Origin of the sequence: Paenibacillus bovis (assembly GCF_001421015.2) — a bacterium.
GTDB classification, from domain to species: domain Bacteria; phylum Bacillota; class Bacilli; order Paenibacillales; family Paenibacillaceae; genus Saccharibacillus; species Saccharibacillus bovis.
In genome coordinates this window covers 548748-562321 of the sequence record NZ_CP013023.1, presented here as the reverse complement: position 1 = coordinate 562321, position 13574 = coordinate 548748, and the positions used below count along the sequence as shown (strand labels likewise).

Below are 13574 nucleotides of genomic sequence, written 5' to 3'. Positions count from 1 at the left end.
TATAGAAGGTAAAAGCAGAAGCCTATTCGGCTGACCACAATGGTCAATCGGACAGGCTTCTTTTTAATATTTTTAAAGCTGCTGCTGTCTGTCCTGCTCCAATCTCTGCAGCAGTCTTTCTTCTGTACCCGAACCCGGTACCGGAACGAAAAAGCACCAGTGCAATCCCGGATCATTATCGATAACGGAAGTATAATGGATGTCGAATTCCATAATTTGTCCGTCTTCCAGTTGATAGTAGGCTGTTTTTACCCGCTTTTGCTGGATTTCGTACTTTGCCCATAACGAAGCGAATACATCGCTATCCTGCAGCAGACGTTCGAACCGATCCCTATAGAGAGGGTGCTTCTGATAATCTTCAAAGCGTGTGCGCATAATGGCTACGCTGTAACGTGCGAACTCTTCCCAGTTGAGCAGCCGTCTGCGATAATCTTCATCGAAAAATATCACATGGCTCATATGACGATCTTGCTGCGAAAGGCTGCCAAAATCGGCAATACATAGCTCCGCTGCGCGGTTCCAAGCGATAACATCTGTTCCTTCATCCGTAATAAAGGAAGGATAGTGCAGCTGGTCTACGATATTTTGCAGAAATCCGGTATCCGATGGAGCTTCTTCGGCAGTGTCGGTATGATCAACCGATCCATTTCGGGCAAGGTCGAGCAGATATCGGTGTTCATCCGTACTTAGCTGCAGCGCGGTGCTGATACTGCTCAATACTTCGGGAGACGGGCGAGTCTCACGACCCTGCTCCAGCCAGGTGTAGTAGGTTACGCTCATATTGGCGAGATAGGCGACTTCTTCCCTTCGCAGTCCGGGTGTACGGCGGCGTCCGGGCAACGGCTGAATTCCGGCCTGATCCGGCTGCAATCGTTCCCGGCGTGACTTGATGAATTCCCCGAGTGGAGAAGAATGTTCCTTTTTCATCGATCATCGCTTCCTTTCCGTATGGTACTGTCTGTAGATATCATTACGCATCCTCGTCGAAAATGCAAAAAGAACGTTCCAACACGGCAATTGAAATATTCCTGAACTCCTGCAGAATCGGACATATCCATGCTAAGCGGGCTGCCTATTCCAATCGTAGTAAGCCAATGCCCGAATAACGACATGATCTCATTTGTTAATTCTCATTCTTTGTTCTCCTTCGTGGTATGATAGCGTTAGTATAAAAAAGGCCGTTATGACGATATAGAGGTAAAGAAGCAAAAAAGTAAAAAAGCAAAAAAATAAACACAGCAAATCAGCGAACAGGAATTTGGAAAAGAAGAGGTTTCGCCGGGTTTGCTTTTTTAATGCCATTCATGTGTTATACACAGAGGAGAATTGATATCATGCCATCTTCTATCGACGAAATCGATCTGAAAATCATGCAGAAATTACAGAGCTACGGCCGAATTACAGCGGCACAACTAAGCAAGGAGCTGAATCTGTCGGCTCCGTCTATCCGTGAACGGATTATCCGTCTGGAGGAAAAAGGAGTCATTACCGGCTACAGCGCCATGTTTAACTGGGCCAAATTGGATCGGTCGATGACCACGTTCATCATGGTCAAAACCGAGCGCAGTCAGGAGATCGTCGATTTCTGCGAGCAGGCTGTAGAAGTAACCGATATGCACCGGATCAGCGGCGAATATAATTATATGATTCAAGTGCAGACATCTTCCATGCAGGAACTTGCCAGTTTCCAGGAGAGACTGGTGCAGCTGGGTCCATCCAAATCCCATGTCAGCATGAAGACACTGATCGAAGATCGCCATCATCTGCTGTAATGGTTTTGGCGTTAGAGATCTATCCATTTTATTATTGGGAACGATCGGTAAAAATAATTCTTTACTGATTGTTCTCAATATGCTAGGATGAATCCAGACAACAAAAGAGAGTTATTTACTAGCTATACTAGAATGATCGTTCTCAATAGAATGCAGCCTGAATCGACAGCCAGGAGGAGGGACCTGATGGGAAGAAGCAAGGAATTCGAAGAAAATGAAGTGCTGGAAAAAGCGATGAAGCTTTTCTGGGAACAAGGTTATGAGAAGACTTCAATGAATGATCTGACCGAGCATATGGGTATTCATCGTCGCAGTTTGTACGATACCTTTGTAGATAAGCATACCCTCTATCTCAAAGCGATGGATCGGTTTGGCGAGCAGTTTGTCTGCTCCATAATCAACGGAATACGTCATCTGCAGACAGCAAGGGAAGCCCTGCAATTCATCTTCAACTCGATAATAGAAGGCGAGCCCGATGCACCGTCAGGCTGTATGATGGTAAACTCTGCGATCGAACTGGCAAATCGCGATCCCGAGATTGATGCCCGCTCCAGAGCCGCTTTTGAGAGAGCAGAGGATATACTTACAGATATTGTGACGTGGGGACAGTCGAATGGCGAATTCACTACCCGGTATGAAGCCCGTGAATTGGCGGAACAGCTGCATAATGCGCTGCTTGGACTACGAGTAACCGTACGAACGTCGCTGCCAAAAGAGAAACTGAAGCAGATGGCAGAGATGAGCATCCGAATGATAGAGAAATGATCAGCAAGGGTGCTCCTCTTTTTTTGAATAAATTAGAACGATCGTTCTCAAATAAGAATACGAGGAGAGATAACGATGAAAACACTTATTATTGTAGCCCATCCCCATCTGCATACGTCCCGGGTGAATCGCGCCTGGACAGAGATAATGAAGACACATCCGGATACGACGGTACATACATTGTATGATGCCTACCCGGACCACCAGCTCGATATTGCTTATGAGCAGGCTTTGCTGGACAGCCATGATCGCATTATTTTCCAGTATCCGCTCTACTGGTACAGTACACCGCCGCTGCTCAAACAGTGGTTTGATGAAGTGCTGGCTTTTGGCTGGGCGTTCGGTCCGGATGGCAATCATATGCAGGGCAAAGAAATCGGCATCGCTATCTCGACAGCAGGCAGCAGTGCGGCTTACCAGCCCGGTGGCTCCAACCTGTTCACGATCCGTACAATCGCCGCTCCGATGGAGGCACTGACCCATTATGTAGGCGCACATTATTTGCCACCGTTTGTTTTGCATAACGTTCACCATATTACCGATGAGCAGATTACGGACAGCCAGCTGGCCTATGTACAACATTTGAATACAGTCAGACATGTGCATACGCCCGATTCCATAACCGTTAATCCATAACTCCAACCCAAACCCGAACCAAACTTAAGGAGGATGTTTAATATGACAAATTCAATCGCACTGGTAACAGGAGCGAGTAAAGGTATCGGTCTGGAAGTAGCCAGACAGCTCGGTCAGCAGGGAATCACTGTACTGCTGTCTGCACGAACCCTGGCAGCTGCCGAGGAAGCCGCCAGCGAATTGCGCCAGGAAAATATCGATGTCCAGGGTGTACAGCTGGAAGTGACCAATGAGGAACACATCAATGAACTGGCTCAATGGATTGAGGAAAAGTATGGCCGATTGGATATTCTGGTTAATAATGCAGGCGTATTGCTGGAAAATTCCGAATATGAGGGAGACGTATTTCGAGATACATTTGAAGTCAACACCTACGCCCCTTATCGTCTCACAGAAAAATTGCTGCCGCTACTGCTAAAAAGCCCAGCTGGCCGGGTCGTTAATCAGAGCAGTGCGATCGGTTCGATTGCACTGCAATTGACGAATGAGCAGGTGCAAAAGCTGGCCCAGCCTGCTTATGCCGCTTCCAAGGCAGCGCTTAATATGCTGACCGCCTATTGGTCACAGCAGCACAAAGCTGCGGGTTTGAAAGTGAATTCCGTGCATCCCGGTCTCGTCAAAACCCGACTGGGTGGCGAACATGGCGAGCTATCTGTAACAGATGGTGCCAAAACAGCAGTCCGTTTGGCTACTTTGCCGGCAGAAGGTCCAACAGGTGAGTTTTATTATATGGACGATCAGCTTCCGTGGTGATCCGGAAGTTCAGTACTACATTTTACCTGTCCAACAAATGATCATACCAGCTGCTCCGCTGAATGGGGCAGCTTTTTTGTCTATTCTGTATGTAACTATCGTGAAGAACACAGCCGGAATAGCCGAACGGAACAAAAAAAGGCAGTGCATTCTCTGATAATCTTCAAATAGATGAAGCCAGGGCGCAAAAGGATAGAGGAAAGGCGCGATCTGCCAGAGAATGTACTAAGGAGAAACAACAGCCAGAAAGAATAATGCAGCGTTAGCCGTATCTTCCGCAAGTCCAATGAAATTCGAGGAGGATGGTATATGTCAGGTCAAATGGTATCGAGGGTAGAAGGTCAGGAACTTGTGCTGGAACGCGAATTTGATGCACCGAGGGAATTGGTATTTCGCGCTTTTGCCGAAGCCGATCATCTCAGAAATTGGTGGGGGCCACGCGGCTGGGAGCTGACGGTATGCAATATCGATTTTCGTCCGGGTGGAGTCTGGCATTACTGCATGAAGTGTGAAGATGAGAGCCAGGGGGACTTTTATGGCTATGAATCTTGGGGAAAAGCGGTCTACGTAGAGATTGCCGAACCTGACCAATTTGTCTATACGGATTACTTTTCGGATGCGGAAGGCAAGGAGAGCGAAGAAATGCCTTCCAGCCGGATCACGATGCTGTTCGAGGAACACAATGGTTCGACGAAGCTGATCAGCCGAGCCAGCTATGACTCTGCCGAAGCGCTGCGTACGGTGCTCGATATGGGAATGGAGCAGGGCATTGCCGAGACATGGGATCGGTTGGACGAATATGTGCAGACGCTTCGCTAATAGCCGCCGGATTGACATCAAAGGTTGAAGGTCTTCTATGCATCAGGCGGTTGAACGATTCCCAGGCGAGTCGTTATATCCCTGACCAGACAGTCGTTTCCTGTGTCTCTGGTGTAATCTATATGAGGTTTATAAATACAAAAACAGGCCGCTTCATGGTGAAGGGGTCTGTTTGATGAGCAGCCGGTCGCTGCTGTGTTATTCGGTTACAAAAACTTCCTTGCGGCTGTAGGCATGGTCTTCGAGCTGCTTGAGCATGAATTCGGCCAGATTGGCACGGGAAAGCTTGAGCTTGCCGGCTTTGCTTTTGTCGATACCGGCACTGTAGGTGTACTGTCCGGTTCGTGGTCCGTTCGTCAGCATCGGCGGCTGGGCGATCATCCAGTCCAGGCTGCTGCTCCGAAGCAGCTGTTCCTTTTCCCGGTGATCTGCCAGCAGATTGCGCATAAAGACCGGAATAACAAATCGGTACATCATACCGAGTCGACCTGCATCCGGGCGGGTACCGACAAAGGAAATATGAATAAAACGCTCGGTGCCGCTGTCTTCCATGGCACGGATAATATTTTTCATGGCGTTATTCAGCACGGGATTGCGCCGAAACGGACTTTTGGAGCCGAGGGCGAACAGGGCAGCATCGTAACGGGTAGACTGTACGACGCTTAGAATATCCGGGTAGCTGTCGATATTGCCGTGAACGATCTTCAGATTGTCATGCGTCATATGCATCCGGGTCGAATCACGTACGAAAGCAGTTACGGCGTACCCTTGTTCCAGTGCCTGGGTGACCAGCTCGCGTCCAGTCCGGCCGGTAGCGCCGAAAATAATCAAATTCATACATGTACCTCCGGTTATATAGTCAGTCAATTATGCCAGGATCATCGACGTATAGTGGATAACAAATACAAGATGCCGGTGTGGCAGTAAAAATGGCTTATATCCAGCCTATCACAACCAGCAGGAACATATCATCTTTGGGTCTATATTTCCGGGAATATCCGAGAATAAATAAGAAAAGCACCTTTGCAGGTGCTTTTTTGCTGAATTTTCTTATTCCGGCAGGTCAATGGAGTAAAGCGATCTGCCTGCCAGACAGATTGCGGATAGGCTCACGGCAGGAAATAGAACCGATAAGATTGATACTTAATAAGCTTCTTCCAGCAAAGCGTCGCACTGCTGAATAATGGTCTGCTGGTTATCCTTACCGGACATTTCACCTTCCAGCAGCTCGGCGGACAGTCGCTGTATTTCACTCGCCCGAAGGTATCTTCTATCGTAATAAGCTTCCAGTGCATCTGTCAGCGAATTACCACGGGCAATCTCCTCGGCCAGTACAATCGCATCTTCCATAGCCATTGCTGCGCCCTGAGCCAGATTCGGCGCACTGGCATGAGCAGCATCGCCGCCGATAACGACGCGCTGGCTGAACCATTTCTCCTCCAGTACCACTTCCCGAATCATATTAAATAGGATCGGGCTATCCGGCTGGAAGCAGCTGCGCAGGAAATCCGGCTTCCACTGGAACGGGTCCAGCATAGCGCGGACAGTCTCATAGCGCTGCTCCTTGGGGTCCCAGTAGTCTTCGGCGACCGGCTTCAGGATAAATAGATAGCCGGTCGTTGCCGTTAACGGGAAAATCCCTACTTTACTGCTGCCATTCAGCAGCATATAGCTGGTCGTGGTAAGCGTACCGACCGGGAACTCAATCGGTACACGCCAGGAGCCCATACCGAGATAACGAGATGTCACTTCACGTCCCAGCATAATATTGCGTACCCGGGAACGGATACCGTCAAAGCCCACGAGCAGATCGGTATGAAGAATCTGATCATCCTCAAAGTAGATCGTTACGCCCGTATCACTTTCTTCGTAGGCTTTTAGCTTGCGATCCCACTGGACATTTACGCCAAGAGACAGCGCAGTAGACAGCAGAATCTGGTTCAGGCTGGAACGCCAGATCGAGTTGCGGCCAGGCAGATCTTCATTCAGGAACTTCTGATTCACTTCCAGCAGCACCCGGCCTTCCCGGCTCAGGATCTGCATGCTGTCCAGCTGGATACCCTCTCGCAGACATTCTTCGTAAATACCCAGATCTTTGAGTACTTTGAATGTGTTCTGCGGCTGGGTAATCCCGGTTCCGGCAGGCGCATCTTCGGCGCTGGCTTCGCATACTGTCACATGTAGTCCGATTTTTCGCAGGGAAATTGCAGCAGATAATCCTCCGATACCGGCTCCGATAACAACTGCATGTTGAATAGGGTTAGACATCATACAACTCCTTCTTGGTTGGTGAGATCACGTGATGATTGAACAGCATCTGCAAGTAGGCATAGAAAGAAGCAGCCTAATACAAGCTGCACCTTCTATTTTAAATGTAAAAATTGACAAATATAAGACTTGGATTTTAAGGTAATTTGTGGACCACGGGTTGGTGAATTTTTCTTGTTAACGTATTTAAAATTAAAAGTGTTGACCTGCGTACAAGGATAGACTAGATTTCTATATGTACTTAAATTTACATAAAAGGGAGAAATTAGAATGAAAAAAGTAATTGTGGTCTTAACAGCGGCAGCGCTTGCCTGGTCGGTGAGTGGAGCAGCAGAGGTATCTGCAGCATCCCTTCAACCCACAGCAGTAGAAGCATCTGCACTGCAGGATGCAACGGTGACAGTTACGTTTACGCCCGATATTCATGCCGGTTCCGGAGGCATGCATACACAGGATCTGTCGCAAACTTTCCGGGGACTGGGTGGTAGATTCGGTATGAACGGTTCTAGCTGGCGTATTTTGCAGGGCAGCAATGTGGTGAGGCTGTCGGGCAGCGATGCGATCATGATTGGCTATGGTACAGCACAGGTACAAGCGTACAAAGCAAATGGTCAACCGCTGGGTGTATATACATTTACTGTAGTACCTGGCTAACCAAAACAGCAGGCAGCCCTAGGCGGACATAAAGAAGCAAGGAGGCGGATGAACGCTTCCTTGCTTTTTGGGTTTATTGGCTCAGTGGAATGGTAACCTCTAGTTCCGGTAAATATTCGACTTTGATATTTCCATTGGCGTCCATTTGGAACTGGCTAGGATCATCTTTCTGCAGCAGCTGTCGATAAGGCTTGATCGTAATGGATTTGGGCAGAGTGGTAAAAGGAGCAAAGCGACTATCCGTAGTCAGTGTACTGCCGTCATGTTCGTAATAACCATTTCCTCCACTTAACTCAGACAGCTTGTGGCCCTGATCATCCACCACATCATAATGTATCATGATAGTATCCAAATCGATCTTCTGCCCGCCAGACAACTGGATTTTGGTCGTAATATTCGTAGTGACCGGTGTAAACTCCATTTTGGCTACAGTAAACTGAACATGCTTGTCCTGACGTTGTATATTTGGCGTAACGATTTTCATCGCCTGCGTATTTTTCTGAATCGGCAGATGAATCGTAAAAGGCTGCTTGGCTCCATCGATTTTCATTTGTACGGTTAATTGGAATTGATCTGGAAAAGCCGGTCCCTGCTGATTACGCCGATCCGAGAATTCCATAATGAGCGTATCGGGATCGTAGCCGGGGATCATCATCGGATCGACTGTATTATTTCCATTGGCACCGGCATACGTACTTATCGGTGCTCCATCAATCTGCAGCTGCACGTCGTGTATCGATTGGATCAGGCTCTGCTGCGGTGTCTGTCCATCGCCCAGCTGGCGCTTCAATGCAATCGACAACCGTGTGCCATCATACATAAATTCGGGTGCCATCAGGTGGATACCATCATGGCTATCAGCCAGTGAGGTACGGGTGAGCAATTCCTGTTCGTCTGCCGTTTTGAGTCCGGCATCTCCGGCCATGGCGAAAATATGACTGGCTCCGGGAATTTCTTTGAGCGCTTTGGCCATGGATGGCGATACATAGGCGCTGCTGGCTAACCCCAAAAACAGTACGGCAGCTACGGATACGGCAATCAGGCCGGTCCGGGCGAGCTTGATCTCTGGTCGTTCGTTGTTACGATTGCTGGTGGATTGCTCACGAATGCGGTTCATAATCTGGTCGGTTAAATCTACATCGCTTTTATGCATGGTTTGGATACTCGCTTCCCATAATTTGAGTTGTTCCTCATTTGGTCGTTCCATAGGATCGTGCATGCAGTATTCCTCCTTTTTGCTTGGTAGAGCTAAGCTTTTTGCGTATTCGCTCGTATTTTTTGCGGAGTGTAACATTGCGAATACCGGTAATGGCTTCCATCTCATCAAAAGTATACTGCTCAATGACTTTCAGGATCAGAATATGCTTTTCTTCCGGCTTCAGCTGTTCCAGCAGCTGATCAATTTGGTCGGAATGATCGACTTCTCCAGCGATCCGGCTGCTGTAGCTAAAGATATAATCCTGTATGATAGAGCGCTGTCGTTTTCTTTTTTTCAGCACATTCATGCAGTGATTATAGGCAATCCGGTAGAGCCAGGCCGAATAAGAGACACCCGGCCGGAAGCGGCGAATCTCGTAAAATCCCTTGACCAGCACTTCCTGGACGGCATCCTCGGCCTCTTCGTTATTGCCGAGCAGATAATGGCAATAGACATAGATGCGTCTCTGAAAAATATGTATAAGTTCACTGTAGGCTTCGGTGCTGCCCTGCTGCACCTGCTCTACAATCGATTGTACTCGGGCATGTTCGCTTCGATTTGAAGCATCAGGCATGTTCGCTCGCCTCCTTTATTCAGTCGTATAACAATCGGGATGGTTTATTTGTGACATTCACTTCCAAATGTATCTGAAAATATTCCCGGAAATCGAAAATCAGCAGCCAACAACCGAAAAATAAAAACAAACTAGAATACGAATAAAAATAAATCCAGCCAATACACCATCATGCACGATATAACAAATATTGTAAATAAAATGACCGGGAAAAAGCCGGAAGCAGGTTATTCATAACACTATTCTGCTCTGCAAAAATAAATAAAGAGTAACTTTACAAAAATACTGGAACAATCGTTCCGAATGGGATATACTGTGTTCAAGAGAGGGGATGGTTATCATCGGAAGAACCAAGGAATTTGACCATACCGAGGTGCTGCACGAGGCGACCCTGCTATTTTGGGAAAAAGGATATGAAGGAACGAGCATGGCGGATCTGCTGGCAGCGATGAAGATTAGCCGATCCAGCATGTACGAGACCTTTGTAGACAAGCATCATCTGTATCTGCAGGCGATCGAGCACTACAAAACGATCGGTCAGGAGAAAAGGGATGTACTGATCCATGCGGAGTCGGCGCGGCAGGGACTGAGGGAATATTTTGACAAGCATATCCAGTTCGCGTTTGACGAGAACTCTCCAAGAGGTTGTCTGATCACCAACGCGATCGCAGCGATCGATGCGCCGGATGAGCAGATCGCTCAGGTGATCCAGCATCGTTTTGATGAACTGGGTGAGATTTTCTACCGTTTGCTGCAAAAAGGTCAGCAGATCGGCGAGATTGCCCCAGACCGGGATATTCGCAATTTGTCGTATATGCTGCTCAATCTCAATCACAGCATTAATATTGCTGCCAAGGTAGGACCGGAGCGCAAGCGGGTAGAGGATATGATGGAAATGGTCCTGTCGATGATCTGATTTTTCGCAGGACCTGCTATTTTACAAATAATTGAGGAATCAGACATAAGTTCCATAACCTGTCCAGACAGCGGAGCACAGATCATAAGAACATAAGCAGCAAGGTTTCTTTTTTTCAATATTATGGAACGATTGTTCCGAAAAGAGGAGTGTATTGTTATGAGTACCAAAGTTCAGGCTTCACCTGCCTCATCGGCAGACCATACGGCTTCAACTTCCATTCCCGGTTGGCTCGTTCTATTTCTGGCGGTTGCCTGCGGTATCATCGTCGCCAATCTGTATTATGCCCAGCCACTGATCGGTCTGATCCGTCAGGATATTGGACTATCATCCGGTGCAGCAGGTCTGATCGTTACGCTGGCACAGATCGGATATGCAGCCGGGTTATTATTTATCGTGCCATTGGGTGATATTTTGGAGAACCGGAAGCTGGTATTCGGCGGACTGATCTTCACCGCAGCGGCGCTGGCGCTCACCGCCTGGGCGCAGAATTCAGTGCTATTTCTGATCGCTTCCATGCTGGTAGGCGTAGGTTCGGTAGCTGCGCAGATTCTGGTACCCTATGCGTCACATCTTGCTCCCGAAGCCTCTCGCGGCCGGGTGGTTGGTAATGTCATGAGCGGGTTGCTGCTCGGTATTATGCTGGCACGTCCGGTATCGAGTCTCGTCGCAGACTGGCTGGGCTGGCGGGCGATCTTCTGGCTGTCTGCCGTTCTTGTAGTGGCGCTGTCACTTGTTCTGGTCAAGGCACTTCCATCCAGACATCCAGCATCGAATCATTCCTACGGACAGCTGATCGGTTCATTGTGGGGACTGCTGGCTCATACGGCGATCCTGCGCCGCCGCGCCTTGTATCATGCTTTTGTCTTCGGGACATTCAGTCTGTTCTGGACAACGGTGCCGCTGCTGCTGTCCAGCCCGGCTTTTCATTTCTCCCAGACCGAGATTGCCCTGTTCGCACTCGTCGGTGTAGCCGGAGCATTCGCTGCTCCAATCGCCGGTCGTCTGGCCGACAAAGGATGGATTCGTCCGGCAACCGGCATTGCGCTGGGGATTGTTATTCTGTCGATGATCCTGCCGCTGTTCGTACACACACGTTCGGTCTGGACAGTTACACTGCTCGTGGTAGCTGCGATTGTGCTGGATATGGGGGTATCCGCGAATATGGTGATTGGTCAGCGGGCGATTTTCTCCCTTGGTGCCGAAGTGCGCAGCCGGATGAACGGACTGTATATGGCAATCTTCTTCGTCGGTGGTGCTGCAGGTTCGGCAGCAGGCAGCTGGGCATATGACATGGGAGGCTGGCAGACGGCGCTGATGATCGGGATTGCTATGCCTGTAGTGGCGCTGCTCTATTACCTGACCGAATACAGACGGGCAAAAGGCTGAAACACCTTATATCCATAGCTGTAATGGCATAAATTCGTTTGAGGCAATCTATCGCCTGTACACACTGCTACATCTGTACACTCTCCGATATATACATCGATCCATAGCCAAAAGGAAGGAGGCACTCTCGTGCGCTCCTTCCTTTTTCTGTACATATAATATGGTGTGTCAGACCGTTACAGCTGCTCTCCGCGACTCGCAATCACCTGTTTGTACCATTCGAATGAATCTTTTTTATACCGCTCCATGGAGCCGTTGCCTTCATTATCCCGGTCTACATAGATCATGCCATAGCGCTTTTTCATCTCGCCAGTAGTAAAGGATACGATATCGATAATGCCCCAAGGGGTGTAACCGAGCAGATCCACGCCATCATAAGTGACAGCTTTCTCCAGGGCTTCGATATGGGATTTGAGGTATTCGATACGGGCGTGATCATGGATTGAGCCATCTTCCTCGACTGTATCGATTGCGCCGAATCCATTTTCCACAATAAATAATGGAATCTGGTAGCGGTCATAGAAGCGGTTGAGCGTATAACGCAGACCGGTCGGATCAATCGCCCAGCCCCAGTCGCTGGACTGGATATACGGATTGGCTACGCTGTTCGGCAGCCCGCCGTTCACAATATCGCCGGTATTGTCGTTATTCACATCACTTTTGACGGTAGTCGACATGTAGTAGCTGAAGCCCAGATAATCGACGGTTCCGTTGCGCAGAATCTCATCGTCGCCTTCTTCGAAAACGATATTATAGCCTTCGCGTTCAAATTCCTTGAGGGCGTAGCTCGGATAGTAGCCGCGTACATGTACATCCGGGAAGAAATAGCGCTGTCTCATTTCTTCCTCTGCCAACATCACGTCTTCGGGATTGGAAGAGTACGGGTAGATCGGTACATGGGAGACCATCGCGCCGATCTGGAAATCCGGGTTGATCGCTTTACCTTTGGCAACAGCCAGTGCACTCGCTACCAGTTCATGGTGACTGGCCTGGTACATGACTTCTTTGGGATTCTCGCCTTCCTGTACCATCACCCCGGAGTTGGTCCACAGGAACAGCGGATTATTCACGTCCATTTTGTTATTGATCTCGTTAAAGGTCATCCAGTATTTTACTTTGTCTTTGTACCGGTCAAAGCAGACTTCGGCAAAGCGGACAAAGCAATCGATCACTTTGCGGCTGCGGAATCCGCCGTATTCGCGTGCCAGATAGAGCGGCATCTCAAAGTGGGACAGGGTAATAACCGGCTCGATGCCGTGCTTGAGCAGCTCGTCGAATACATCGTCATAGAACTGCAGCCCTTCTTCATTTGGCGTCTCCTCGATGCCTTGTGGGAAAATACGGCTCCATCCGATGGAGGTGCGCAGGCACTTCAGTCCCATTTCGGCAAACAGAGCAATATCTTCCTTATAGCGATGGTAAAAGTCGATGGCTTCGTGGTTCGGGTAAAAGGTGCCTTCTTCCACAGTATCGGTAATGCGGCGGGGTACGCCGTGTGCGCCGGCAGTCATTACGTCGACGACGCTGGGTCCTTTGCCACCGGCATTCCATCCGCCCTCGAATTGATGGGCAGCAAGTGCGCCGCCCCATAGAAAGTTAGCTGGTAATTGTGTCATGATGATTTCCTCCTGATCCAAGTGGGTTCTCTTTTTATTGAGCTTTTTTTGCTGGGATAGCTTGAACGATTACGAGTGCTGAATAGGGTCTCGGTGTTGGGTACTGTGCTCCGCTCCGGCAAGAGATTCTGCCGCTTCCTCCGGTTAAGAACAGGGATCTTGAATGACCGCCGTCGCGGTCGATCCCTGTTCTTAAATATCGAGCGCTGGCAGA

Annotated in this window: 15 protein-coding genes; 9 read left to right on the top strand and 6 right to left on the bottom strand. The window is 48.9% G+C overall.

The genetic code is table 11. The annotated features are described in order from the left end of the window. Positions 1 to 72 precede the first annotated feature (72 nt). Positions 73 to 927 carry a helix-turn-helix transcriptional regulator gene (locus AR543_RS02415; RefSeq protein WP_060531522.1) on the bottom strand — a complete coding sequence of 285 codons (855 nt, stop codon included), beginning with the start codon at positions 925 to 927 and terminating at the stop codon, positions 73 to 75. Positions 928 to 1334: 407 nt separating this feature from the next. Here AR543_RS02415 and AR543_RS02410 point away from each other — a divergent pair, with 407 nt between their 5' ends. The 6 genes from AR543_RS02410 to AR543_RS02390 all read left to right on the top strand — a co-directional run bounded on the left by AR543_RS02410 (position 1335) and on the right by AR543_RS02390 (position 4745). Further along, positions 1335 to 1772, top strand: a complete 438-nt coding sequence (locus AR543_RS02410; RefSeq protein ID WP_060531520.1) for an Lrp/AsnC family transcriptional regulator — start codon at positions 1335 to 1337, stop codon at positions 1770 to 1772. A 186-nt stretch (positions 1773 to 1958) separates the two neighbouring features. Continuing rightward, positions 1959 to 2537 (top strand): TetR/AcrR family transcriptional regulator, encoded by a 579-nt coding sequence (locus AR543_RS02405; RefSeq protein ID WP_060531518.1) that lies wholly within the window; start codon positions 1959 to 1961, stop codon positions 2535 to 2537. A 75-nt stretch (positions 2538 to 2612) separates the two neighbouring features. After that, on the top strand, positions 2613 to 3173 hold the full coding sequence (locus AR543_RS02400) for an NAD(P)H-dependent oxidoreductase (RefSeq protein WP_060531516.1): 561 nt from the start codon (positions 2613 to 2615) through the stop codon (positions 3171 to 3173). Positions 3174 to 3215: 42 nt separating this feature from the next. Then, positions 3216 to 3926, top strand: a complete 711-nt coding sequence (locus tag AR543_RS02395; RefSeq protein WP_060531514.1) for an SDR family NAD(P)-dependent oxidoreductase — start codon at positions 3216 to 3218, stop codon at positions 3924 to 3926. Next, complete coding sequence (locus AR543_RS24420; protein WP_145953884.1) at positions 3889 to 4083, top strand: hypothetical protein; 195 nt, start codon at positions 3889 to 3891, stop codon at positions 4081 to 4083. Before AR543_RS02395 ends, AR543_RS24420 begins: the two co-directional genes overlap by 38 nt. A 152-nt stretch (positions 4084 to 4235) precedes the next feature. Then, on the top strand, positions 4236 to 4745 hold the full coding sequence (locus AR543_RS02390; RefSeq protein ID WP_060531512.1) for an SRPBCC domain-containing protein: 510 nt from the start codon (positions 4236 to 4238) through the stop codon (positions 4743 to 4745). A gap of 198 nt (positions 4746 to 4943) precedes the next feature. On the opposite strand, the gene AR543_RS02385 is transcribed toward AR543_RS02390, so the two are convergent. Continuing rightward, positions 4944 to 5582 carry an NAD(P)-dependent oxidoreductase gene (locus tag AR543_RS02385; RefSeq protein ID WP_060531510.1) on the bottom strand — a complete coding sequence of 213 codons (639 nt, stop codon included), beginning with the start codon at positions 5580 to 5582 and terminating at the stop codon, positions 4944 to 4946. Positions 5583 to 5888: 306 nt separating this feature from the next. Beyond that, entirely contained in the window at positions 5889 to 7016 is a 1128-nt protein-coding gene (locus tag AR543_RS02380) for an FAD-dependent monooxygenase (RefSeq protein ID WP_227871820.1), read from the bottom strand. 267 nt (positions 7017 to 7283) lie between these two features. On the opposite strand from AR543_RS02380, the gene AR543_RS02375 reads away from it, so the two are divergent. After that, positions 7284 to 7667 (top strand): BLB8/JUQZ-1 family protein, encoded by a 384-nt coding sequence (locus AR543_RS02375; protein WP_060531506.1) that lies wholly within the window; start codon positions 7284 to 7286, stop codon positions 7665 to 7667. A gap of 73 nt (positions 7668 to 7740) precedes the next feature. Here AR543_RS02375 and AR543_RS02370 read toward each other — a convergent pair whose 3' ends face one another. Continuing rightward, on the bottom strand, positions 7741 to 8886 hold the full coding sequence (locus AR543_RS02370; RefSeq protein ID WP_060531504.1) for a DUF4179 domain-containing protein: 1146 nt from the start codon (positions 8884 to 8886) through the stop codon (positions 7741 to 7743). Beyond that, positions 8858 to 9439, bottom strand: a complete 582-nt coding sequence (locus AR543_RS02365) for an RNA polymerase sigma factor (RefSeq protein ID WP_060531502.1) — start codon at positions 9437 to 9439, stop codon at positions 8858 to 8860. The genes AR543_RS02370 and AR543_RS02365 overlap by 29 nt, the downstream gene beginning before the upstream one ends. Before the next feature lie 331 nt (positions 9440 to 9770). Between AR543_RS02365 and AR543_RS02360 the strand changes: the two genes are divergently transcribed. Continuing rightward, positions 9771 to 10355 (top strand): TetR/AcrR family transcriptional regulator, encoded by a 585-nt coding sequence (locus tag AR543_RS02360; RefSeq protein WP_174703725.1) that lies wholly within the window; start codon positions 9771 to 9773, stop codon positions 10353 to 10355. 159 nt (positions 10356 to 10514) lie between these two features. After that, on the top strand, positions 10515 to 11744 hold the full coding sequence (locus AR543_RS02355; RefSeq protein ID WP_060531500.1) for an MFS transporter: 1230 nt from the start codon (positions 10515 to 10517) through the stop codon (positions 11742 to 11744). A 176-nt stretch (positions 11745 to 11920) separates the two neighbouring features. Here the strand turns inward: AR543_RS02355 and bglA are convergent, their stop codons facing one another. After that, a complete protein-coding gene (bglA, locus tag AR543_RS02350; RefSeq protein ID WP_060531498.1) occupies positions 11921 to 13360 on the bottom strand; it encodes a 6-phospho-beta-glucosidase BglA in 1440 nt (479 codons plus the stop codon). Between the last annotated feature and the right edge of the window lie 214 nt (positions 13361 to 13574).

Bases quoted from the DNA above. Each gene is read 5' to 3' on its own strand.
- AR543_RS02385 (WP_060531510.1), bottom strand. From the start codon at position 5,582: ATGAATTTGATTATTTTCGGCGCTACCGGCCGGACTGGACGCGAGCTG.
- AR543_RS02375 (WP_060531506.1), top strand. From the start codon at position 7,284: ATGAAAAAAGTAATTGTGGTCTTAACAGCGGCAGCGCTTGCCTGGTCG.
- bglA (WP_060531498.1), bottom strand. From the start codon at position 13,360: ATGACACAATTACCAGCTAACTTTCTATGGGGCGGCGCACTTGCTGCC.
- AR543_RS02365 (WP_060531502.1), bottom strand. From the start codon at position 9,439: ATGCCTGATGCTTCAAATCGAAGCGAACATGCCCGAGTACAATCGATT.
- AR543_RS02400 (WP_060531516.1), top strand. From the start codon at position 2,613: ATGAAAACACTTATTATTGTAGCCCATCCCCATCTGCATACGTCCCGG.
- AR543_RS02415 (WP_060531522.1), bottom strand. From the start codon at position 927: ATGAAAAAGGAACATTCTTCTCCACTCGGGGAATTCATCAAGTCACGC.
- AR543_RS02395 (WP_060531514.1), top strand. From the start codon at position 3,216: ATGACAAATTCAATCGCACTGGTAACAGGAGCGAGTAAAGGTATCGGT.
- AR543_RS02370 (WP_060531504.1), bottom strand. From the start codon at position 8,886: ATGCACGATCCTATGGAACGACCAAATGAGGAACAACTCAAATTATGG.
- AR543_RS02390 (WP_060531512.1), top strand. From the start codon at position 4,236: ATGTCAGGTCAAATGGTATCGAGGGTAGAAGGTCAGGAACTTGTGCTG.
- AR543_RS02380 (WP_227871820.1), bottom strand. From the start codon at position 7,016: ATGATGTCTAACCCTATTCAACATGCAGTTGTTATCGGAGCCGGTATC.
- AR543_RS02355 (WP_060531500.1), top strand. From the start codon at position 10,515: ATGAGTACCAAAGTTCAGGCTTCACCTGCCTCATCGGCAGACCATACG.
- AR543_RS02405 (WP_060531518.1), top strand. From the start codon at position 1,959: ATGGGAAGAAGCAAGGAATTCGAAGAAAATGAAGTGCTGGAAAAAGCG.
- AR543_RS02410 (WP_060531520.1), top strand. From the start codon at position 1,335: ATGCCATCTTCTATCGACGAAATCGATCTGAAAATCATGCAGAAATTA.
- AR543_RS02360 (WP_174703725.1), top strand. From the start codon at position 9,771: ATGGTTATCATCGGAAGAACCAAGGAATTTGACCATACCGAGGTGCTG.